Origin of the sequence: Alteromonas sp. I10, assembly GCF_003201515.1 — a bacterium.
Lineage (GTDB): Bacteria > Pseudomonadota > Gammaproteobacteria > Enterobacterales > Alteromonadaceae > Alteromonas > Alteromonas macleodii.
This window is the reverse complement of record NZ_QJJN01000010.1, coordinates 178,046-200,603: the sequence shown is the minus strand read 5'-3', so window position 1 is coordinate 200,603 and position 22,558 is coordinate 178,046. Positions and strand designations below refer to the sequence as shown.

The 22,558-nt window shown below is 44.9% G+C and carries 24 protein-coding genes; 15 read left to right on the top strand and 9 right to left on the bottom strand.

What is annotated here, in order from left to right; genetic code table 11:
* Positions 1-38 precede the first annotated feature (38 nt).
* From BZA03_RS17775 to BZA03_RS17745, 7 genes are all read left to right on the top strand, one after another.
* On the top strand, positions 39-578 hold the full coding sequence (locus BZA03_RS17775) for a TlpA disulfide reductase family protein (protein ID WP_049588383.1): 540 nt from the start codon (positions 39-41) through the stop codon (positions 576-578).
* Positions 579-618: 40 nt separating this feature from the next.
* Positions 619-876 (top strand): PspC domain-containing protein, encoded by a 258-nt coding sequence (locus BZA03_RS17770; RefSeq protein WP_110289462.1) that lies wholly within the window; start codon positions 619-621, stop codon positions 874-876.
* 161 nt (positions 877-1,037) lie between these two features.
* Positions 1,038-1,472, top strand: coding sequence for an energy transducer TonB (locus tag BZA03_RS17765; protein ID WP_049588380.1), 435 nt, complete (start codon positions 1,038-1,040; stop codon positions 1,470-1,472).
* Between the two features lie 63 nt (positions 1,473-1,535).
* On the top strand, positions 1,536-1,871 hold the full coding sequence (locus BZA03_RS17760) for a YnfA family protein (RefSeq protein ID WP_110289480.1): 336 nt from the start codon (positions 1,536-1,538) through the stop codon (positions 1,869-1,871).
* Between the two features lie 35 nt (positions 1,872-1,906).
* Complete coding sequence (locus tag BZA03_RS17755; RefSeq protein WP_181417309.1) at positions 1,907-2,335, top strand: N-acetyltransferase; 429 nt, start codon at positions 1,907-1,909, stop codon at positions 2,333-2,335.
* A 52-nt stretch (positions 2,336-2,387) separates the two neighbouring features.
* Positions 2,388-2,843, top strand: coding sequence for a GNAT family N-acetyltransferase (locus BZA03_RS17750; RefSeq protein WP_110289460.1), 456 nt, complete (start codon positions 2,388-2,390; stop codon positions 2,841-2,843).
* Positions 2,844-2,867: 24 nt separating this feature from the next.
* The gene (locus BZA03_RS17745) at positions 2,868-3,197 is read left to right on the top strand and encodes a zinc ribbon domain-containing protein YjdM (RefSeq protein WP_014948132.1); all 330 of its coding nucleotides are present in this window, start codon (positions 2,868-2,870) and stop codon (positions 3,195-3,197) included.
* Between the two features lie 91 nt (positions 3,198-3,288).
* Here BZA03_RS17745 and BZA03_RS17740 read toward each other — a convergent pair whose 3' ends face one another.
* Positions 3,289-4,146 (bottom strand): LysR family transcriptional regulator, encoded by an 858-nt coding sequence (locus BZA03_RS17740; protein WP_110289459.1) that lies wholly within the window; start codon positions 4,144-4,146, stop codon positions 3,289-3,291.
* A 171-nt stretch (positions 4,147-4,317) separates the two neighbouring features.
* Between BZA03_RS17740 and glyA the strand changes: the two genes are divergently transcribed.
* The gene (gene glyA, locus BZA03_RS17735; RefSeq protein WP_110289458.1) at positions 4,318-5,574 is read left to right on the top strand and encodes a serine hydroxymethyltransferase; all 1,257 of its coding nucleotides are present in this window, start codon (positions 4,318-4,320) and stop codon (positions 5,572-5,574) included.
* 9 nt (positions 5,575-5,583) lie between these two features.
* On the opposite strand, the gene BZA03_RS17730 is transcribed toward glyA, so the two are convergent.
* The 5 genes from BZA03_RS17730 to BZA03_RS17710 all read right to left on the bottom strand — a co-directional run bounded on the left by BZA03_RS17730 (position 5,584) and on the right by BZA03_RS17710 (position 11,035).
* Positions 5,584-6,054, bottom strand: a complete 471-nt coding sequence (locus BZA03_RS17730) for a hypothetical protein (protein WP_039225015.1) — start codon at positions 6,052-6,054, stop codon at positions 5,584-5,586.
* 147 nt (positions 6,055-6,201) lie between these two features.
* On the bottom strand, positions 6,202-7,473 hold the full coding sequence (locus BZA03_RS17725; protein ID WP_110289457.1) for an NRAMP family divalent metal transporter: 1,272 nt from the start codon (positions 7,471-7,473) through the stop codon (positions 6,202-6,204).
* A gap of 142 nt (positions 7,474-7,615) precedes the next feature.
* On the bottom strand, positions 7,616-8,953 hold the full coding sequence (locus BZA03_RS17720; protein WP_110289456.1) for an alginate export family protein: 1,338 nt from the start codon (positions 8,951-8,953) through the stop codon (positions 7,616-7,618).
* 146 nt (positions 8,954-9,099) lie between these two features.
* Positions 9,100-9,897 carry an ABC transporter substrate-binding protein gene (locus BZA03_RS17715; RefSeq protein WP_014948126.1) on the bottom strand — a complete coding sequence of 266 codons (798 nt, stop codon included), beginning with the start codon at positions 9,895-9,897 and terminating at the stop codon, positions 9,100-9,102.
* Positions 9,898-9,916: 19 nt separating this feature from the next.
* Positions 9,917-11,035, bottom strand: a complete 1,119-nt coding sequence (locus BZA03_RS17710) for a porin (RefSeq protein WP_014975544.1) — start codon at positions 11,033-11,035, stop codon at positions 9,917-9,919.
* A gap of 257 nt (positions 11,036-11,292) precedes the next feature.
* Here BZA03_RS17710 and BZA03_RS17705 point away from each other — a divergent pair, with 257 nt between their 5' ends.
* The 4 genes from BZA03_RS17705 (at position 11,293) to BZA03_RS17690 (ending at position 13,421) form a co-directional block, all read left to right on the top strand.
* Positions 11,293-11,634 carry a Rho-binding antiterminator gene (locus BZA03_RS17705; protein WP_258364666.1) on the top strand — a complete coding sequence of 114 codons (342 nt, stop codon included), beginning with the start codon at positions 11,293-11,295 and terminating at the stop codon, positions 11,632-11,634.
* A gap of 48 nt (positions 11,635-11,682) precedes the next feature.
* Positions 11,683-12,069 carry a VOC family protein gene (locus BZA03_RS17700; protein WP_014948123.1) on the top strand — a complete coding sequence of 129 codons (387 nt, stop codon included), beginning with the start codon at positions 11,683-11,685 and terminating at the stop codon, positions 12,067-12,069.
* 92 nt (positions 12,070-12,161) lie between these two features.
* Entirely contained in the window at positions 12,162-12,473 is a 312-nt protein-coding gene (locus BZA03_RS17695; protein ID WP_014948122.1) for a hypothetical protein, read from the top strand.
* 222 nt (positions 12,474-12,695) lie between these two features.
* Positions 12,696-13,421, top strand: coding sequence for a YitT family protein (locus BZA03_RS17690; RefSeq protein WP_049588369.1), 726 nt, complete (start codon positions 12,696-12,698; stop codon positions 13,419-13,421).
* A 425-nt stretch (positions 13,422-13,846) separates the two neighbouring features.
* On the opposite strand, the gene alr is transcribed toward BZA03_RS17690, so the two are convergent.
* Positions 13,847-14,923, bottom strand: coding sequence for an alanine racemase (gene alr, locus BZA03_RS17685; protein ID WP_061094112.1), 1,077 nt, complete (start codon positions 14,921-14,923; stop codon positions 13,847-13,849).
* 190 nt (positions 14,924-15,113) lie between these two features.
* Between alr and murQ the strand changes: the two genes are divergently transcribed.
* Positions 15,114-16,127 carry an N-acetylmuramic acid 6-phosphate etherase gene (murQ, locus tag BZA03_RS17680; protein ID WP_110289454.1) on the top strand — a complete coding sequence of 338 codons (1,014 nt, stop codon included), beginning with the start codon at positions 15,114-15,116 and terminating at the stop codon, positions 16,125-16,127.
* A gap of 18 nt (positions 16,128-16,145) precedes the next feature.
* Complete coding sequence (locus tag BZA03_RS17675; RefSeq protein WP_110289453.1) at positions 16,146-17,669, top strand: exo-beta-N-acetylmuramidase NamZ domain-containing protein; 1,524 nt, start codon at positions 16,146-16,148, stop codon at positions 17,667-17,669.
* Positions 17,670-17,828: 159 nt separating this feature from the next.
* Here the strand turns inward: BZA03_RS17675 and BZA03_RS17670 are convergent, their stop codons facing one another.
* Both BZA03_RS17670 and BZA03_RS17665 read right to left on the bottom strand, forming a co-directional pair.
* A complete protein-coding gene (locus BZA03_RS17670; RefSeq protein ID WP_110289452.1) occupies positions 17,829-18,899 on the bottom strand; it encodes a mechanosensitive ion channel family protein in 1,071 nt (356 codons plus the stop codon).
* Between the two features lie 94 nt (positions 18,900-18,993).
* The gene (locus tag BZA03_RS17665) at positions 18,994-20,967 is read right to left on the bottom strand and encodes a glycoside hydrolase family 3 N-terminal domain-containing protein (RefSeq protein ID WP_110289451.1); all 1,974 of its coding nucleotides are present in this window, start codon (positions 20,965-20,967) and stop codon (positions 18,994-18,996) included.
* Between the two features lie 196 nt (positions 20,968-21,163).
* Between BZA03_RS17665 and BZA03_RS17660 the strand changes: the two genes are divergently transcribed.
* Positions 21,164-22,540: a Na+/H+ antiporter NhaC family protein gene (locus BZA03_RS17660; RefSeq protein WP_110289450.1), complete on the top strand. Its 1,377-nt coding sequence runs from the start codon at positions 21,164-21,166 to the stop codon at positions 22,538-22,540.
* Positions 22,541-22,558: the final 18 nt, after the last annotated feature.

Genomic DNA, 22,558 nt, shown 5'->3' with positions numbered 1-22,558 from the left:
TTTGAGTTGCTATATTCTTTGACAATTAGGAGGTCATTGTGAAGAAGGTTTCAATATTACTATTTCTGATTTTCTCAAGCGGTTCGTGGAGTCAGACATATGAAGAGAAAGTCGCAGCATCTAGGGCATTCATAGGAAAGCCTGTTCAAGAGCACACGTTTTATACTATAGATAAACTGCCCATCACCTTTCAAAGCCTTGAAGGTGAAAGTGTTGTTGCTTACTTTTTCGCATCCTGGTGCTCGCCTTGTTATGAAGCATTAGAAAATTTAAACAAAGCAATCAAGACTGCTCCCCCATCCATCCGTGTCGTTGCAATTTCTTTAGATGAAGACTGGACTGATCTTGAGAGAATGTTAGCAAGAACAGGTTTCACTGGAGAGGTATGGAAATCGGCAGACGCAAAGCTAGCATTTCGAGAGCGCTTATTTGCGAATTTTAGCGGTTCTCTACCACACATCGTTCGTATAGATTCTCATGGGGTTCTTGTGGAAGGAGGCTCCAGAGTGAAAACTATTGAGCAATGGGCAGCAGTAATCAATAAAAATGCCTCGTTGGCTGAGGCTAGTGAAATATAACACACCAACTTTAATTTACAGTTAAGTCAAAGGAACTGATATGCAGAATAAAGCAAATATTCTTACGCGCGGTAGTAAAGGAGTTATTGCTGGCGTTTGCTCAGGCATCGCTGAATACTACGGTCTGCGAAAGAATGGCCTTCGTTTAGCATTTCTGATTACCAGTTGTTTCTTTGGAATTCCACTTCTCGTCTACATTATTCTGTGGATGATTTTACCAAGCTACCCTATATCCCAAGCTATGGCTCGCGAACTAAGCCGTAAAGCAGAACAACGGCGGGGTATTAAAGGTAAGTGACTCGCCAGCTTGGGTTTTACCTCTCTTTTATAATGGAAAATATGTATTCAGAGTGTTTTTTCCTTTTATTTCATACAATGCGTTAAGTGGTATCTACCTAATGCAGAAATCGTGTTAGCGTAGAATCTAGGAAATATGTCAAACAACACAAGGAAAGTTATATGTTTTATAAAGCGTCGCTATTTTCACTCTGCTTACTGTCTGCCGGCTCCTTTGCCGATACCATTTATGGCACGGTAGAGCTTACGCACTTAACACCCACTCAAGCAGAAAGTACGTGGCAAAGAGAAAATCAGGTTGTGCCTCGCTATCCAATGAAACTAGCACAAAAAGGCATTGCTGGGTGCGGCATTTTTAAAGTTAACGTTGATGCTGAAGGTACCACTAAGAGCATTACATTAGTTAATTCGGTACCTAAAAGGGTTATCGAAAAACCTGCTGCTAGAGTCATAGAGGAATGGGACTGGACGCTGGCAGAAGGAAAGTCGGCTGCGAGCGAAGAAAAGCTGATTCGATTAGATTTTTGTTTGGGCGCAAGCTCTGAAGAAGAAGCCAATCAACTGTGTAAGCAACAAGCCAGCATGGCGTGCGAGTAGCGCTTTAATGCCCTTTTCAAAGGGCATTGTTTGCTCACCATCAGTATTTCAAAAGAGGTCTGCCTGTTGGAATTAAAAACCATTGGTTTGTTTGTTATTACTGCACTTGCTGAAATTGTTGGGTGCTATCTGCCCTACTTATGGTTGAAAGAAGATAAGTCCATATGGTTGTTAGTACCAGCGGCTATATCTCTCGCGCTTTTTGCTTGGCTGTTATCACTGCACCCGACTGCTGCCGGGCGCGTATACGCGGCTTACGGTGGTGTTTACATTTTCATGGCTATTATGTGGCTTTGGCTTATTGATGGTGTGAAGCCAACGTTATTGGACTTGGTGGGCACCTTTGTCGCTTTGATTGGTATGGCGATAATTATGTTTGCACCAAGAAGTCACGGATAAGAGTCTTGCTTGCAATAAATAACGAAGAAAACGCGATGAAGATTACCTTTATTCCAAGTACGAACCTACCAAGGGCTGCTGAGTTTACCTTTAATAACATGCGCGATTATTACGCTCAGTTTGCGCCTGATTGGGACGCCGAAAAAGTGCTTGGGGTTACCGCAGAGCTCATTAATTACGACATTCAAGTAGACAGCGAAACGGTGGGGGTTATGCGTCTTCAATACGACGGTAATACCTGTATGTTACGCGACCTTCAGGTCATACCCAGCGCACAGAACAAAGGCATAGGTAGTGCTGCCATTGAAGAAGCAGAAAGACTAGCGTTAGGGGCCAATACTAACTCGCTTGACTTACGAGTATTCAAAGTTAGCCCTGCCGTTTCGCTTTATAAAAAAGTAGGATTTGTCATAAAAAGTGAAGACGACCGCTTTTATAACATGACAAAACCCTTAAGCACTTAACAAACAGGCTTGTACCGCCGTCTATTCAGAATATACCTAAAGGCCAAAGCACATGAAGATTATTATTGATGATCTCACCGGAGGAGAAGTGCTAGCGCTTTTAGAAGAGCATTTGTCTGATATGTATGCTACATCGCCACCTGAGAGCGTACATGCATTAGATGTTGAAGCACTAAAAGCTTCGAACATTACTTTTTTTAGTGGCTGGAAGCAGCAACGACTTGCGGGCTGCGTCGCTATTAAAACCCTTGATACACATAGCGCCGAGCTAAAATCTATGCGCACCGCCAAACCGTTCAGAGGTTGCGGTGTAGCGTCTCAGTTATTACTTTTTGCCCTAGAACATGCGAAAATGAAAGGGTTTAGTTCGGTAAGTTTAGAAACGGGAACGCAAGACTACTTTTTAGCGGCCAGAACCCTATACAAAAAGTTTGGTTTTGTTGATTGCGGTCCATTTGGCAGTTACTCAATCGATCCCAACAGCCACTTTATGACCCGAGCGCTTTAATTTAGTACTTTAAGAGAATTCCACATGTCGTTACCTCCTTGCCCGCATTGCCAATCAGAATATGTATACGAAGATCAGCCTCTACTTATTTGCCCTGAATGTGGACACGAGTGGAACCCGAACGAGGTAGAAGAGGAAGTCTCAGCAAAAGACTTCAACGGTACACCGTTAGTTGCCGGCGACAAAATTACGCTAGCAAAAGATTTGAAGGTAAAAGGCAGTTCGTTGGTACTTAAAATTGGCACCAAAGCCGTTATCCGACACGTGAAAGATGCCAAAGACCACCAGCTAGATTGTAAAGTAGATGGCGCGGGTGAAATGATGCTAACTGCACAGTTTGTTAAAAAAGCATAAACGGCACCTTATTTTAAAGCCTTTTCTCCTTTCAACGCGCTTGCCTTTTTGTTGTTCGGCAGGCGCGCTAGCTATCCCCTGCTATCTCCTCTTAAAAATTTGCGACTTCGTTGGTGATGGTTTCAGTGAGCAAGCTAATCGCTTTCGATGACACCTTCTGAGGATTAACTAAACAAACACCCACATGCCCAAGCTCGGGTAAACTTTCTGAATTAGATAGAACGTGTAGACCAGGCGGCACCGAACTTTTTGCAAGAACGGTTATACCCAACCCTTCGTTAATGGCCGTTTGTATGCCGTTTAAGTCAGCAATGGTGTACACCACCTGCCACGGTTTTTTGATAGCCGATAACAGATTGGTTGCTCGCTTGCGGTAAATACACGGCGACGGTGCAGCAATAATAGGCAGTTTAGCAGGCACGCTATTTACAAAGCGCTGACTCCCCACCCATACCAATTGATCTGAAATGATGTAGCCGTCTTGCTGAGGATCTGGTGTTTCTTGTAGCGAAAGAATTAAATCGAACTGACTTCTAAGCGGCTCACTAAGTAAGTCTTTACTTAGCGCACAATGCACCTCTAGCGATATTTCCGGATAGGTTTGCGTGAACCGTCGAATAATTTTAGGCATAAGCGTTGTGCTAAATTCGCTAGGAATGCCTAACCGAATATTTCCCGTAACCTGCGGCTTGCCGAATTCGGCCATAGCCTGATCGTTAAGAGCCACTATCTTTTCACCATACGACAATAAGCGACTACCAGCGCCAGTCAGTGCCAAGCGGTTTTTGTCGCGGGAAAATAGCTTTTCCCCAATCATTTCTTCTAGTTTTTTTATCTGTAAGCTAATGGCAGGCTGTGTGCGCTGAAGCTGCTCCGCACATTGTGTGTAGCTACCCGTCTGTGCAATAAGCACGAACGAACGCAGAAAATCTATCGATAAGTTTTTCATTACTTTGCTGTACACCTCTCTATTAGCTTTGCCTGCTGTTTTGCCTTACTGATGCCAAACTTGCTCACAAAGCCATTTAATAAAGTTATAATGCCATATTTTTTATTAATTTTATTTATTCTTTTTACACTCCTAGTATCAGATACAAAATAATGACATTTAGGAGCCAGCATGAACCCACTTAACCAGCACCTTCACGAACAAGACCCAGATATCGCAGCATTTATTGCGCAAGAAAACGAACGCCAAGAACATCACATCGAACTGATTGCATCGGAGAACTACACCAGCAAAGCGGTTATGCAGGCGCAAGGCAGTCAGCTAACTAATAAGTATGCAGAAGGCTATCCGGGCAAGCGCTATTACGGTGGCTGCGAGGCGGTGGACAAAGTAGAACAGCTTGCTATCGACAGAGCTAAAGCATTGTTTGAAGCGGACTATGTGAATGTGCAGCCTCACTCTGGCTCTCAAGCGAATACTGCAGTTTATATGGCGCTATTAAACCCCGGCGATACCATTCTTGGGTTGAGCCTTGATCACGGTGGGCACCTGACACACGGTGCAAAGCCTAACTTCTCGGGAAAACTATACAACGCGATTCAGTATGGCTTGAACACAGAAACCGGTGAAATTGACTATGACCAAGTAGAAGCCTTGGCTAAAGAGCACAAGCCAAAAATGATTGTAGCGGGCTTTTCCGCTTACTCTCGCGTGGTCGACTGGCAGAAGTTTAGAGACATCGCTGATAGCGTAGGCGCGTATTTACTCGTAGATATGGCACATGTTGCAGGCCTTGTTGCGGCCGGTGTTTATCCATCGCCAATTAACGCGGCTCACGTGGTTACTACTACTACCCATAAAACACTGCGTGGCCCTCGTGGCGGGCTTATTATGTGTAAGTCAAACCCCGAGCTTGAAAAGAAATTCAATTCATTAATTTTCCCTGGCATTCAGGGTGGCCCACTTATGCACGTTATTGCCGCAAAAGCGGTAGCGCTTAAAGAAGCCATGACAGCAGAGTTCCGCGCTTATCAAAAGCAGCTAGTTATTAATGCACAAGCTATGGCTGATGTGTTTATGAAGCGTGGCTTCGACGTAGTATCTAATGGAACCGACAACCACATGTTCCTGTTAAGTCTTGTAAGCAAAGGAATGACGGGGAAAGAAGCCGACGCGATATTAAATAGCGTGAATATAACGGTAAATAAGAACACAGTACCCAACGACCCGCAGTCGCCATTCGTTACAAGTGGTATTCGAATCGGCACACCTGCGGTCACTTCACGCAACTTTAGTGAAGAAGACTGTGTTCAATTAGCCCATTGGATTTGTGATGTGTTAACAGCGCCAGAAGACAATGCAGTAGTACAGCAAGTGATAGATAAAGTGGCAACGCTAACAGCGGCTCGCCCCGTTTATACTAAGTAAAACCTAGTACTATACTGAGCGAACTCGTGCGTTGCAGGTAGCCACCATTACCCGCCACACGAGTTTGGCTCGTTCATTAAACTGCACTATTCCCACTCCCCAAGCGTCTTCCATGGCGCCTTGCCACACGCTACACGTTTCAATGGTATCGCCGTACAAAGGGGCTAACGATAAGCTAATGCGTAGCGACTCCAACCATTCCCTAAATAACGGGTCCTGATTACCTGCTTCACGCATTTGAGAAAGCTGTAGCGAAGCCTGTTGCTTAATACCTTGAAGCCTTTTGTAGATTTCGCGAGGGTCTTCTTGCTGCCCCAAAAGATGAAGTTCGCGCTCAATGTCGTAAGCATTGTGCCAGTGGATAGTTTGCTGCGGTTCTTTTGAACAGCCCCACATTGCCGCACTCACAAGCGAAAGCAGCATGATACGCTTACCCCATAATAAAAGGGTTGAAGGAAATAGTTTTTTGCCACGCACCAAGCTGCGAACTCCTCAAACGATGTCATCTACAGTATAGATGAGTATTGCGCTGGGGCTCGCACAAGTGCGCGTAATTAAACTAATTTACTAAGGTGAAACTTGCGAAGCACCTAAAGTGCTTTGCGCTCTCGTTACGGTAGGAAGTGGCTAGCTAAACCACTTCCACCATATAAACACCATTAGAAACCCAAATAGATAGATTAGGCCTAAATAGCTAAGCAGCTTCACTATTACGTTTGGTGTCGCGTCTTGATGAAGCTTGGTTTGTGCCACAAGCTTATGGTTAAGCCAAGCAAACATTGGAGTAGTAACAAAGGCCAGCGTCATCGCAAAGCCTAACATTGCCAATAGCGCAGATTTAAAGAACAACACAATGATAAAACTCGCCACTGCCATGAACAGTAACACTGGCGTTACCAGCGTATTTCGTGCGTTTTTGTCTTTGTTAAAAAGAAGCGCTATTGCTTCAGCAACCACCCTCGCATAACCATCGTAAACGGTTAGCGCCGAACCAAATATGCACAAAAATGCAACTAGTGCGATAAGCCAATGCGCCCACTGTCCAATGGTTGATGAGTACATGCTAATTAGCTGATGGGAAAAGCCGATACCGCTGGTACTTAGCTCTGTACCGCTGCCATACAAAATTAATGCACCTAAGCCCAAAAACAATAATGCGAGTAGCACCGTCACTGCATAACCTAAATTAAAATCGAAAAGGGCCGACTTTGGCGTTACGGCTTGCCCTTTGCACTGGCGCTTTAACCAAAGTGAAGTAATGGACGATATTTCAATAGGTGCGGGCATCCACCCCATTGTGACTACTAAAAAGCCTAATGTAGCGAGCGTCCAAGGCGAAGGCGGCGCCACGGCAGGTGCTGGTGAAGCAGAATAATTGCTTAGTGCCACCACGAATACGGCTACAGTCGCCACCACAAGCACGCCCATTATGCCTTTGGCGATATTGTCCAATCCTTCAAAATGGCCAGCGAGTAGAATGATTAAAATAAGTGCCAAAACCACTGAAGCTGACAACGTTATGGCGATATCGAAAGGAATAAAATACGACAATAAGCTTGCAGCAAACAACAACAGCGCTGCAGCATTGACCACCGACGCAATGGTATTCAAACCCAAGGCAATGGCCAAATATCGTCGTCCCATTCCCAAGTACCCTTGCTGAAGGGTTTGTTTTGTACTGATGGTGTAGCTAACACCTGCTCTAAAGAATGGGTATTTGAGTAAGTTAACTACCAATATAAGCAGCGCTAACTGCCAACCAAACTTCGCCCCCGCTTGAGTTGATGCTACTAAGTGACTACCGCCTACCGCCGCTGTTGCCATAAGCACACCCGGGCCGAGTAATTTTAATAGTGCAATACAACGGGCAAAAAACGATGTTTCAGCTGAATACGACAAGGAAACCTCTAAATGGGCATTTCAAAATAGCCGTTAACCATATCAGTAATATAATAAACAGAAAAGAGAGTACGCGCTCATCTGCAAGGCTTGTAGTGTAAGCAGCTGTACCCAGTTTACGCGGGCTATTTAGCCGGAGATTTTAAAAGGTATACAAAGCGCCAGTGAATAAAAAGGCGCTGTTGTCGCTGTAATCTCCACGCGCAAAACCCTCTCCTTTTTTGAGGTAGGCTCCACCTAGCACTAATCGCAACTCGGGTCGCACTTGATAACGCCAGCGAGCTTCCACTTGATGGCCAATGAAACTGTCCACGTCTTGAGGTGCTTTTTGGTACCACATGGCTTTGTAACCAAGCATAATATTGTGCGCTTTTGCTGGCTTAGACACGCTTCGAAGTCCCACTGCTTTTAGGTTTCTACGTGGCATAGCCTGATATACATCAGTAGGTCCGAAATCAAAACGTCGCACGCCGTATAAGGTATCAAAGTCAGAGATTGTGTCATCGCTTGTGTCGTTGTCGCCACTGATATAGTCAACTTCAGCTCTAAGAAAGGTGTTGTCTGTAATCTGTTTCCCAACATAACCAAACAGCATATATGCACGAACGTCTTTCTCGTCTGTATCGTTAGCAGATGCGGTTTGAAAAGAAGTTCCCGTTTGCCCCACCACCTCTATATTTGTTATCAGGCCATTATCGAAAGGCTGGGTATAGTCCACACTCAATGTGTACAGATCACGGTTTCTGGTGGCAAGCGCTTCACTATCGTCTTCTTTTAACCAGTAGCTTTGCAGCTTGACGTTGTTGTCTTTTGACGCAGCGTACACACCAAAGAATTTTCGTTCGCTAAAGCTTTTGTCGAACGCGCGTTCGTTCCCGTCCAGACTTTCACTGTCAGTAGGAAAGCGAGATACCGGCAGCACGTACACGCCATGTACTTGCCAATCTGCAACTCTTGCTTCCACCACAATTCCATCATAGCTATTGGTGGCATTGCGATAGGCTGTTTTGGCCAATAGCCTGCGACTACCGTAGTCGAGCTCCATACGCCCTACCTTTATCGCAGACACTTCGTATAAGCTAGATTCTCGTTCAAGTTTGTAGGTGATGAAAAACTGTGTAGGCTCTAGTGTATTAACCTGATTGGCCGTTAGCGTTGGATCGTTTTCGTCAAGAAATACTCGCGAGTCACGTATTTCGATCGTTGCCGCGAGGTTTTGATAACTTACCGTAGAATTCACGATAAAGCGTGTTGAAAGACGCTGATTACTTTGTTCTCGTGCAGCTGATGATGTTGGAAATATAGGGTTATTCAACGACTCGTAGCGCACTCTAAACGAGCCAGAGACATCAAAGGCTATTTCATCACTCGACGCATTGGCTAGCGGGCAAATAACAACGAGTATTAGCAGAAGGCATGTGCTCAACAGCGAGCGAAAACGACCACGCCCGTAAAGTCGCACAAATAAAGGGCTGCGCATTAGGAAATAACCATTACATCAGTATCATGTGCACTGAAGTATATAGATTATTTTTATTATCGCACTGCCCTTTTAGTTTAATTTACTATGCCTTTGGCGTTTAGCCAGCAGGGCCTTTGTATAGCCCCTTAGGCCTGAAACACCAGCTAACGTCTGTCAAAATTCACTTTTTTCTGCGGATGCTGATAGTAGCCTTCTTTTAGAAGGCGTTTAAAGCGGGTCAGTTTTCCGTCCAGCGTTAACTCTTCTAACCCTTTATTAAATAGCGACAGAATAAGCTGACTGTCACTTTCGCCTTTAGGCACTAACAGATGCGTGGTTACAGTTGAGATAAACGGCTTAATGGGCATCACATCTCTGCGGTCGCCACTATCGAAATCACGCTGAAGCAAGTACCATCCTGTTAACTCATCAATGGGAAAAACGTCAATTTTACCTTCAATCAGCGCCTGTAAATTGTCTTTGTCTGTGGCACTTTCCACAACATTACTGCTGCTTTTAATGTAAGCGGCAAGTTCATCGTTGTATAAATACCCTTCTGTTACGCCCATCTTTAGGTCTTTTAAGTCGCTTAATTCAGCCCAAGTATCAGGGCCCTTTTCAGCATTAACATAAAACACCAAGCTTTCCGCACTAATAGGGTTACTGTGGAAAAACTCGCTTTCCCGGGCGCGCACAAAATTGCCGTATGAAATGGCGTCGTATTCGCCTTTTAGCGTTGCTTCAAGCGCTTCTTCCCAGGGTAAAGATACAAACTCAACCACAACTCCCGTTTCTAAAAACGCATCAGCGATAATGTGATTGATATAACCGTCGTGCTGCATATCAGTTGACGTATAAGGGGCATACTCTGTGGTCGCTATTCGCAGTTTCATCCACGCATGGGCAAAACTTTGCATTGGAACTAGCGCTAGTATAAATGTCGCTATTAATAGTAATCGCATGTCAAAGTCCTGTTAGTGATTAGAAGTAAATACCAAGGTTTATGTTCAGGCGGTGGGTAGTTTCTTGTCTACCACCTAAGTCGAGTCCCACGCCCGGACCGCCTGAGAACCACATGTTTTTGCCTTGGATACTATCTACATATACAAACAATTTATCCCAGCCAAAGCTACAGCCGTTTATCCACTGCGACGAGTTTTTCCCTTCACTTCCTTCACCTTTTGCCACGCTGTACTCTGAGTAACAAGTAAGTGATTCTATGTGAGTAAACTTATATGGCACAGAGTACACAAGGTTTGCTGAATAGGTTTTACCGTCGGCCGCGGCTAAGAACGGAAAGGTGAAAGAGGATAGCGCTATGCGATCGTCTGCTTGCCCTTCTGGTGCAGCCAAATCGTATTCATAATCGATATACTGCAGTTCGACTTTTAGGTCGCCTTGGGTATGGCGCATATGCACGGCATAGGCATTCATATCACCATCGTCCAGGGTATCCAGGTTTAAGATGTTGCCGTATTGGTAAGACACGCCAATATCGGTAGTGCCTCCGCGAATAAAGTTTGCTGTGTAGTTAGCACGTAAATTGTATTGGCCGTCTTCTTTATTTCGATATTCACCGTCGTCCGCCACGTCGAACGAATAGCGCCCAAACTCAGCGGCATCGTTGTACTCGTCGTTCATAAAATAAGCGGCTTGAAAATCCCAGTTGCCCCAATCGTGGTTTATTTTCACTCCAGCATCGTAATCATCTTCGAAGCCAAGATAATAATTTACCGAGAACCAAAAGTTGTTACTGGCAAAGGGCTGCAAACCAAACGGTGTTTGGGTTATACCTGCGGTAATTTCGGTTTGCTCATCGAAATGATAAGTCAGGTCGGCGAACCTTACTGTGTCGAAGTCGGTGTTTTCGTACCATCGATATTCGGCTTTATAGCTAAATTGATCTGACTCACCCGACACGCCAAGTTTGAATGATTCAAATTCGAAACCATCCCTAAACTCGGGGATTTGCCAGTCTTGATGCCCGTAGTTAACCCTAACATGGCCGCTTAAATTAAAGGGAAGTTCGTCGGCATTTGCGAAGCTTGAGGTGCACGAGGCTATTGAAACTAAAGAAAATGCGGATAGTAGCTTGTTCATTACTGTTCCTGTATTGAATTTTTGGCGGGAACCCTTTGCTAAAAAATGCCTCTAAGAAACATGAGGGGCGTTCAAGCGCTTAGGTGTATCGCGCACCAAAATAAATCCTTCAGTACTAACAATACTGAGCAAACCTTAAAAAAAGATCATTTGTTAAGGTCAGACTTCTGTGAAGTGACTCATGGAAATTAATCGCCCCCCGCGAGGCGGCGGCATTTAAACATTGGTCGTTTACTGTGGAAAGTGAAGCGCTATGTATGCGCGGTAGATGCGGAAAGTTTTGCTGTGAACGTCAGGTCTACTCTACTAATCGGTCGCCACTTGAACAGCGAATAGGGGAATATGTGAACATAGCGTGCCAGCTTTACGACTACATCGAAATTGCCTGCATGTATGGGCTTGAGGTGAGCGTAGTATTAAAAGACGGGAATACGGTAAAGGGTACAGCGCTGACCACAGTTATCGATAAACGCAACGACGTGGCCACAGAGTGTATTCAAATGTCCATCGACAAAACCAAGCAAAATATTGCGCTTAATGAAATCGCTCAACTTCATGCAATAACTGACAACCCGCATTTCAGCTCAGTCAGCTTTTAGGTAGTATGCGCAGCTAACTTAGCTTAACTTTCAAAGTGATCCTGATTTATGACGCAAAACCTCTCTGCCATTACTTTTTTTGTAGACGACTACGACAGTGCCGTTGAATACTTCACCACGGTTTTAAACTTTACCTTAACCGAAGACAAAGTAACCGGCGAAAACTCGCGTTTTGTTCTGGTAACCCCACCACACAGTGCTACGAGCTTGTTGTTGGCGCAAGCAAAAAATGACACAGAAATGGCACTCATTGGCAGCCAAGCCGCCGATAAAGTATTTTTAATTTTGAATACTGACGACTTCTGGCGCGACTTCAATGCCATGCAAAGCAAAGGGGTGGCATTTTTAGAAACCCCTCGGGAAGAAGTGTATGGTACGGTAGCCATCTTTAGAGATAAGTTTGGCAATAAGTGGGATTTGATCCAAACCACCTAATTGCACTTTATATAAGTGCGCCTTGTCGTTGCGATATTTTTTGCGGCAAGGTTTTAAATGAATAGTGTAAGGAAGTAGAGGAGAAGTAGCACGTGCAGGCCATGAAGCGTTCCATTATTGCTGATGTTGTTGCAATAGCGGCAATAGCACTGTTGATCACTACGACGTTTTATTGGATAGAAGCAAGGCGCGAAGTCATAATTCTCTGCGATAATTTTACGCCTGGCGTATCGAAAAAAAGTGTCGAACGCCAGCTAGATACTGCAAACTTATTGTTGTGGGATACAGAGTTTGTTGCAAATGGCAGCAAAATCGAAGCATATAGCCCTCTACACCTAGGCATTATGAAATGCAGTGTAGAGTTTAATAAGCAAGATACCGTTGTATTCTCTATTGTTGAGTAATCAGACTCCCTAGCAGCTTCCTCTACTTTTTGCGTTTCATGTGAACCAGCTTGGTGCAACGTTTACATTGACGCAACACCCTATTCACCGGTGCGCTAAAAGTCGTAAAGGCAAACTTACCTTCCGCCATTTATCGCACCGAGTTAACTTTTCATCTCGCTGTAACCTACTGTGTTGTAAACGTATAATTACGCTGTGTCTTCTTAACGCAAACTTTTTCTTATGCAAAAAACAAAACACAGTGTCATCGAGGATGTTTTCGCCCTGATAAGCGCCGGCTTGTTTGTTGCTTTTGGCGTATATTTATTTCAGTCTCAAGACTTAATGGTAGGTGGCGCAGCAGGCTTAGCGCTATTAGGTACTTATGCCGTAGATATGGACTTCGGCTTGCTATTCTTTCTGATTAACTTACCGTTTTACACCCTAGCTTGGACGCAAATTAGCAAGCGTTTCACCATTAACACCTTTATATCCGTCACCACGGTTTCTGTACTAACTGAGCAAATTCCAGCGTTTGTGGATATTAGCCACGTAAATCCATTTTTCGCGGCGGTATTTGGCGGTATTCTAATTGGTGTAGGTATGCTGATGATGTTTCGTCATAGCTCAAGCCTTGGTGGCGTTGGTATTATGGCGTTCTATTTACAACAGCGTTTCAATATTAGAGCCGGTACATTCCAGCTAACCGTCGATAGCTGTATATTACTTAGTGCTCTGTTTTTCATCGCTTGGCCTTTAGTGCTGATTTCAATTTTAGCGGCATTTTGTTTGAACATGGTTATTTCGCTTAACCATAGACCAGAGCGTTACTTCCCAGTACAAGGCGAATCTGAATCAAAAAAGGCAAACGTTGAGTCAAACAACGCCGATACCAATCACATGGAAAATCGTGCTGAAAACAGCCTAGAACAGTGCTTAGACAGCGAGCTTCGCGCACAAAACGGCTAAATTTACTCAGCCTGTCTTTGCCATTCGGTCATAAATTTTCGCTGTTACCCCCCTCAAAAAGAGACAGCAGCGATGATTAGGGCAACAAATAAAAAGCCCGGTTAGGCACAACCTAACCGGGCTTTCTTGTATCTTTTATTTGTATTCCTAGACGCCTACAACAAACCTATTGCTTCTTCTGAACAGGTCTTGACGGTCGACTTACTACTCCACGGTTCACTCTTGGACGAGAAAACGAAGTACGCATACAAACCTCACTTATGAGTTGTTGCTCAGCACAGTTGGAGGCGAAACATTCACCGCAATCCCGCAACCAAGCCGATACAGTATAGGCTCAAAATGGGGGTAAAAGTCTCATTCTTTTAATGAATAGTGCTTTATTAAAACTTATATAAAGATTGGCCAAATTGGCACTGCTTTGAAAGTTAAAGGTATTTTACAATGCGCGGCACCCGTTGAGAAACGCGGGTCATTAATTCGTAGTCGATAGTGTCAGCATTAGCCGCAACTTCCTGAATTGGCACATTCTGCCCCCAGAGTTCAACTTCATCGCCCACCGCGACGTTGTCGATATGAGTTACATCGATTGTGATCATGTCCATAGAAACGCGGCCAGCTAAATAGGCGCGTTTACCTCTAATCATTACCGGCGTACCGTTTTTGCAGTGTCTTGGATAGCCATCGGCATAACCAATGCCAACGGTTGCAATTTTGCTGGGCTTACTTGCTACCCAGGTTTGACCATAACCAATTCCCTCGCCTGCCGGTATGGTTCGTACTGCTAATACACTGGAGCGAAGTGTCATGGCAGGGTAGATTTCAATGTCGAGATTTTGTGAGGTAGAAACGGCACCGCCATAAACCCCCACACCTAAACGGTTCCAAGCATTTCGACTTGCAGGCCAGTTTACCGTGGCGGGAGAATTAGCCACGCTGGTTGGCAAGCCCAATTTACTCGCTACTTGATTGAACGCATCGATTTGCGTGTTGGTAAAGTTATTATCTACATCGTCAGCACACGCAAAGTGCGTAGCAATAACCGTTTGCTCGCTAAGTAAATGATTGTACTTAGCAGCAATCCCTTCGATATCGGAAAGGGCAAAACCCAACCGATGCATGCCGCTATCCACTTTAAGCCAAATATGCGGGCGCTGCTGTTCGGGGCAGCTTTCTAACCACGTAAGCTGTTCTTCGCAATGCATAACTAATATACAGTTATGCTGAAATGCCATTTGGCACTCTTTTGCCTGATGTGCCCCTTCTAACACCACAATAGGCGCAGAAATTCCCGCGTCGCGAAGCGCAATGGCTTCTTCAATTATTGCTACGGCAAAACGCGAAGAAACATGCTGAAGAATGCGCGCTACATTTACTGCTCCATGACCATAAGCATCGGCCTTTACTACCGCCATAGACTGACTTGAGGGCGCTAAAGCAGCAAGGGCTTTAAAATTATGTAAAAGGGCATCAGCATGAATGATAGCTTGCGTTTGTCGGCTCACAGAAAAACACGTTCCTTAAATGTTTAATGAGAAAGAATATCGAAAGCCAAAGTGTACCACGAGAAGCGTATTAGCTGCGCAGGATTAATAATGAAAAACGTACCATCTAACGCAAGGTTTCTTATGGCATAAAATACCGTTATGCTTTGCGCTAGCTCATTATCACAATTTCGTTGCCCCAAGGTTTTCAATGTCTTCGCACAATTCTTCTACTTCAGAATCATCCGCCAACGCCAGTATTAAAAATACAGTCAGTACTGACAATCAAGCAGCAGGTAATAAGCCCACCGTTAACGAATTAGCCCAGTCACTGAATAAAATTGTGTCAGAAGGCAGAAACCCAGACACCCTCGATATAGACACGCTAAGCACGGAAGGGATTCTTGCCCGCATTAACAACGAAGACGCGAAAGTGGCAAACTCAGTTACCTCGCAAATTCCGCAAATTGGAAAAGCGGTGGATGCTGCAACCATTAGCATTAAAAATGGTGGCAGGCTTATTTATATAGGCGCGGGGACCAGCGGCAGGCTGGGCATACTTGATGCGGTAGAGTGCCGCCCCACGTTTAGCGTGCCTGATGAACTGGTTGTTGGCGTGATAGCTGGCGGTGAAAAAGCCATTCAGCACGCCGTAGAAGGTGCAGAAGATGACGTCGACGCGGGGCGTGCTGATCTTGTAGCGCTGTCCTTAAACCACAACGATACCGTTATTGGTATTTCGGCAAGCGGTCGTACACCCTATGTAAGTGGCGCACTGGAATATGCCCGTTCGCTTGGCTGCTTTACCGGCGCTATTGCATGTAGCCCTAACGCCGCTATTTTTACCCATGCTGATGTAGCTATATGCCCAGTTGTTGGTCCTGAGGCACTTACTGGCAGTACGCGCATGAAGTCGGGTACGGCGCAAAAGCTAATTCTTAATATGATTAGCACCAGCACAATGATTAAGCTGGGGAAAACCTATCAAAACTTAATGGTAGATGTGAATGCCACTAACGAAAAACTAAAAGCCCGTGCGCTTCGCATTGTTATGCAGGCTACGGACTGCAGTGAAAATGCTGCTTTAGCAGCGCTTAGTGCGTGTAACAACAAAGCTAAAGTTGCTATTTTAATGGTATTAACGGGGCAATCTGCCGAGCAGGCCGCCGCTCAATTAGATGCTAGCGGTGGGTATTTACGTTCCGCCGTGAATAAAAGCGAATAACCACGGTAGCCTAATGCTATGAAAGTTTTAACTTCGGTCACAGTGAACAAGGTTTTTAGACGCCTAACGTCGAGCGCATTCATTGCAATACTATCTTCAGTACTAATTAGCTTATCGCTTAACGGCTGTGCACAGCAAAGCTCATCTAGACATGTATATACAAGTGATACAGATGGCAAAGCGAAGCATCCTACATTAATAGAAAAGCAGCCTACACTAGGGGATAAGCAGCCTGTATCAAGCACTAAGCAGTTTACTGTAGGCGCTGAACGCTATTCGAAGTACCTGCCCTTGCTAGCAGGTAAACGGGTTAGTTTAGTGGTAAACCAAAGCGCGTTGGTTTCGAGCCACAGCGCTTTGCCTTCTAGCAAAGTTGAGCCTGAAGAGCGCGAATCAAGCAACAGCTTGGCTACACAAAAAAATAAGATAAAGACAAGCCAGCGCAATCAGCACCTGCTTGATGCCCTACTTCAACGCAGTGTTAACGTTGTAAGTATTATGTCGCCGGAGCACGGATTTAGAGGAGACAAAGGCGCGGGCGAAAAGGTAGATAGCAATATTGATGCTAAAACCGGTATACCTATTCACTCCCTTTATGGCGCAACCAAAAAGCCTACCCCCGACATGTTGGATGGCATCGATGTGATTGTTTTCGATATCCAGGATGTAGGCGTACGCTTTTACACCTATTTAAGCACCTTGCACTATGTGTTGGAGGCGGCCTTTGCGCGTAATATCGACGTTATCGTGTTAGATAGGCCAAATCCTAACGGCCGTTATGTTGACGGCCCAGTACTTCAATCTGAATTTTCGTCCTTCATTGGCATGCATCCTATTCCCGTCTTACACGGTATGACCTTGGGCGAACTTGCTCAAATGATTGTGGGGGAACAGTGGTTAGATATTGACGTGAGCAGTTATGACAACGCTAAGCTTACCGTTGTCCCAGTGCAGGATTATCAACGCACTGCACATTATTCATTGCCCGTAGCCCCTAGCCCCAATCTGCCAAACGATTTATCGATACTCCTTTACCCAACGCTGTGCTTTTTTGAGGGCACCGACGTGAGTATAGGTCGCGGCACTGACTTTCCCTTCCAACTTATTGGCCACCCGTTTGTTGAATTTGGTAAAACCAAGATACCGGTAAATGCAAATAGTGCAGCGCCCCACCCTAAACATGAAAATACTCTGCTAAGTGCACATGTCTTTTCTTATGCTGATCCAACGATCTTTGAAGGCTCTGACTCTAAGCAAACAACTCACAAGCGCTCACCAATTAGTGGCTTAGATATCGCTACATTGATAGATGCCTATTCTCGTTTTTCTGAATATAACAAGGTGATCAGCGCCAGTGATGCCTCTGAAGAAACCTTCTTTACCCGCCCAGATTTCTTCGACAAATTAGCGGGTACCGATGCGCTACGATATCAAATTCAAGCCGGTAAAACGCCTGCAGAAATTCGCCAAAGTTGGCAGAAAGATTTAAATAAATTTAGAGAAAGACGAAAGGCCTATTTGCTTTACGACGACACGGATTGATCGACAGATAAGCACCTTTAGCTTTGAGAATTTGAGGTATCATATCAAGGTAAATGTGGAGGAAGTGTTAGCGATACTAAACTTACCACATAATGTGTAAGTAAATACTCACACCCGCATAACCCCAGATTTAATGGAAGATAAAAAAGTTAGTAAAAACTAACCTTCTTCATTTTTTGTTTTTACCAAAGCTGCGAGCTGAGCTTCAGCGGTGGCTTTTTGATGTTTAAGCTCATCTCTGTTTTCGCCGTCACTCTCAGCGATTTTTGCATCAATATCGGCGATCGTCTGCATCAGCGTTTCTTTACTTTTTTCTTTTTGCTCTGCCTCTTCAGCCTTGTCAAAAATAACGTCTTCAGGAGATGCTTCTTCTTGTTTAGTGTGTCCAGGCGATTTAGCTATCATTTTCAAACCGTCGGGCTGGGGGCGTTGATTCATAAAGCTAGGAGAAACAATTTCAATATCGGCATTATGCAAAGCGTCGAGTACGGCTTTGTGAAGCCTTGAGCGCGCGCTCAGCAAACTCTTCACTTCAGTTAGTAGACCTGAAATGCGATAACTTACTGAAAAGTCGCCTAGCCCAACCACTTGTACAAATGGCTCTGACAGCTGGGCATTTTCAGCTGCAACAAGTAAGTGCTTTTCAATAATGCTGTGATGAATATCGTAACCTAAGCTGATATCCACACTAACAATTGCGCCAGACGCTCTGGTCACAGAAACGGGCGAATTCACCATCAGTGTATTGGCAAAGGCAATAAGCTCTCTGCTCTCAGTCTGAATTTCAACATCGAGCAAGCCCATTTCGGTAACGCGACCGCTGTAGCCTTCTACCTTGATAAAGTCACCCACTTTAAACGGACGATTTACACGAAGTACGATCCCCGCCATCAAATTCCCTACCATGGTGGTAGAAGAAAAGGCAATCACACCTGATATAAGTACGCCGATAAGTGCAATGACCTGATTTCTAGTACTCTCACTTACAGGGAGCGTCATCGCAATTACGACAGATCCAATGATAGTAAGTACCAACATTCCTACTTGGCGAGGTAACTTCTGCTCACTAGTAAGATGGCTCTGCTTGGCTAGCAGAAGGTAGTGCAGTGCGATGAGCACACTTATTACCAATACAATAGCGACAAGGAGCGGAACAAAAGGGAACAACGCACTTAATACCGTATCGACTAATGACGTTTGCGTAGCGCCTGATGTATTTGTTGTATTCACGATAACTCCTTTTAAAATGGCTTTTGGCTTGGCTCTTTGTTCGCACTTAAATGGGCAATATCTTTGGTTTTGGTCTCTGCTTTCGCGTGGCCACCTATTTCAACGAAACAGGTGAACGTCCCTCAGCGAGCGCGCTACCAAGTAATACATCAACCAATGCATTAAGACTATAGCTCGTAACGTGCTGATTTTCTTTGTCACTTTGCTGTGTAATGTTCACCGCATAACTAAATGTAGCAATAGCAACATCGGCTAGCTCTTTCACGTCATGCGCTTTATATGGCATGCGCAGTGGCGCAAAGACCACGGTTTTATTCTGTGCTTTCGCAGCAACCATTATTTTTTTGCTAAATGCCATCACCTCAGTCTCGCTTGCGCGTCGTTTCACATGCTCAGGTAAATCGACTCCTCCTAATTCATAGTTAGCATGTAGCGGACTAATATTACCAACCACCAGCACGTCAGCTTGTTTTAGTAGATTCATTGCTAATTGGGTTTTAGGTAACGCAGTTAACGGCAAACACGCAAACTCCAGAGTCTTATTGTTGAAGTTGGAACGTGCGCGTGTAAGCGCGGCTTCAAATGCTAAACATCTTGCTGCGTCTGGCATAAGCGCCAACCAGCGATTTGAAGTTATTGGCAACTCATCCTTCCCGAAGAGTACAGAAACTGACGATTTAGAAAGCGCTTTCTCAATTTGAATTCCTCTGTTTTTCAAACTGTTAGGGTTATTCATTGAAGCATTTTCTTTCGCTTCATTGAGCCACCATGACATGGGCTTGGAAATAAAACTTTGCAAAGCAAAGCGCTGTTTTGCCTTAATAATACGATTATGAGACGCTTTCAAGAAAGCGCTTTCCGACATTCGATTTGCTGCATTATCCAAAAGTAACGCGAACTTTTTTATGTCGTCTTGGTTTCTTATGGTGAACGGCATAAGCGCAATATCAGCACCTGCGCTGAATGCACTGACTAATGCTTCTTCATGGGAGAAAAACTGAGTAATACCTGCCATGTCTAACGCGTCAGTAACGATAAGGCCTTGATATCCTAATTGGTTGCGAAGCAAATTGCTTAGTATCTTCTTCGACAAAGTAGCAGGAACTATTTGTGACTTACCATGCTTATCAATAATTGTCGTATCGTCTAAAGACGGGTACTGAATGTGTGCACTCATTACCATTGCAGGAGGCGTTGCACTATTAATGATATTCGCAAAAGGAAGGATGTCACCCGCCATAGCTTGCGCTTTGCTATGCGTTACTTGCGGCAGGCCACTGTGGCTATCTACATGGGTATCACCATGGCCTGGAAAATGTTTGATAGCGCTCATTACACCTGTACTTTGCATAGCACCGACAAATGTCTGCCCGAGTGCGGCTACCTGCTCTGGATTTTCCGAAAAGCTGCGTACGTTAATAACGGGGTTCTTCGGCTCGCTATTTACATCAACCGACGGCGCAAAATTGGTGTTTATTCCCAGCGGTAAAAGCGTTTGGCCAATATGAGATGCCACACTTTGCGCAAATGCGCTGCCTCGCTGATGAAAAGTGGCGCCAATGGCCATGTTACCCGCAAACGGCGAGAGCATGTCTGAAGGCAACCTTGCTACTCTGCCCCCTTCTTGATCGACAGCAATAAATAACGGCTGACGACCTGCTTTTACCATATGCTGCTGCATGGTGTAATTGAGCGTAATTAACTGCTCGGTATTTTGAATGTTCTCTGAAAACAAAATAACACCGCCGATGTTGTGCGTACTAAGCACATTTAAAAGTGACGGTGGAATTACGGTCATGGGCGTACGGCAGCGCGAAGACGGCGTATTGTCTTCACAAAAATAGCGAAAATCCAAAATGATTTTTTGCCCGAGCATGTTTTTTACAGCGCGAATTGTTTCGGCATCAGCGCTGGGCTTAGGATTATTCGAAACGTTAGCACTTTCAGATTGAGCGGTTGCGCTAGCAGTAAACAGTGAAGCACTTAATAAAATGAGTATGCCTGACAAGATAGCGCTAAGGCCCATCAATGAAGCACGTTTTTTACAAATAACTTGCTGGAATAACAATGTTTATCTAATCCTTGGTAACACGAAGCACAATACGGTACGCTAGCATAAATGAGAGAAGCATGTTCGCCAACTTTGAACTGCAATCACACATTCTCTTACGCAAATAGACATACCTATAGGGCAAGTAGAGCGTAGTAACTTATCAAAGCTCAACAAGTCCTAGGCACACATAAATTTAAGTTTGGAAAGAAGTATGGATTGGATGTCAGTCATCCCCCCTCTTGTGGCTATTGCCGTCGTCTTTTGGAAAAAAGAAGTCATACTCGCATTAGCGCTGGCTGTTTTGTGCGCGGAAGCGTTAATTTTGGTAAATGCTGATATCGCTGGCAGCTATATGGCGCCCATTAATGCCATAGAGCGCGTGGTTGATACCGCCGCGAGTCCGGGCAATACACGGGTGCTTATTTTCTCTGTACTAGTGGGCGCGTTGCTCGCATTTATACGTGACTCTGGCGGAGTAACGGCAACGGTCAACTTTCTAGTAAACAAAGGGGTAGCGAAGAGTCGCAAACAAGTTGGCGGCTTGACCATGTTCACTGGCATCGCTGTATTCATAGAATCAAACTTAAGTGTGCTCACTGCCGGCATATTCGCCCGAGGTCTGTTTGACCGTTTCGGCATGAGCCGCGCGCGCTTAGCCTACATCATCGACTCCACCAGCGCGCCCGTTTGCATTTTGATTTTATTGAACGGCTGGGGGGCATTTATACTCAGCCTGCTCGATGCATACGAGCTACCAGCTTCGTCAGCCTCAATTTTATGGGGCAGCGTATTTTTTAACTTTTACGCTATCTTCACCTTACTTATTGTGGCCTACACTATTTCCGCTGACAAAGTGCACGGCCCCATGGCTGAGGAAGAAAAAGCACTCACGCATGTAGAGGTTAACCAAACTACGGAACCTGCCACCAAGGCACGTTTTATGTTGGTACCGCTAATAATAATGGTATTAAGCATGGTTGGCTTCATGTTCTGGACAGGTAATCGGGTATTGTCTGAAGGCAGCGGGAGCAAATCTGTACTTTACGCTACTGCTTTAGCCACTGCCATTGCCTATGGCCTGCTCTTAATCCACAAACGTTTTACCCACAAGGAAGCGGTAGAAATTGGTTTTAAAGGGATGGGTGAACTACTTCCTCTAGTAACCATAGTGTTACTGTCGTTAACCTTAGGCAATAGCCTTAAGGTGCTTGGAACGGGCGTGTTTGTCGCGGGCATAGTGGGAGAGTATCTTCCTTTAGTGCTTATTGTTCCCATGCTATTTATTGCCGGAGCGATCATGTCGTTTACCACAGGCACGTCATGGGGCACATTCGCCATCCTAATTCCTATTGGTGTGCCGTTGATTCAAAGTTTAGGGTTACCCCCTTCACTGGTCATTGGCGCTATTTTGGGGGGCGGCATATTTGGTGATCACTGTTCACCTATTTCCGACACTACTGCCGTATCTTCGCTAGCAGCAGGTACTGACGTATTAACGCACGTTAAAACTCAGTTTCCCTACGCACTATTTGCGGGCGCACTTACGCTTATTGCCTATTTTGTAGCAAGCTTGATCATGCTTGGTTAATGCCGTTGATTAAAGCTT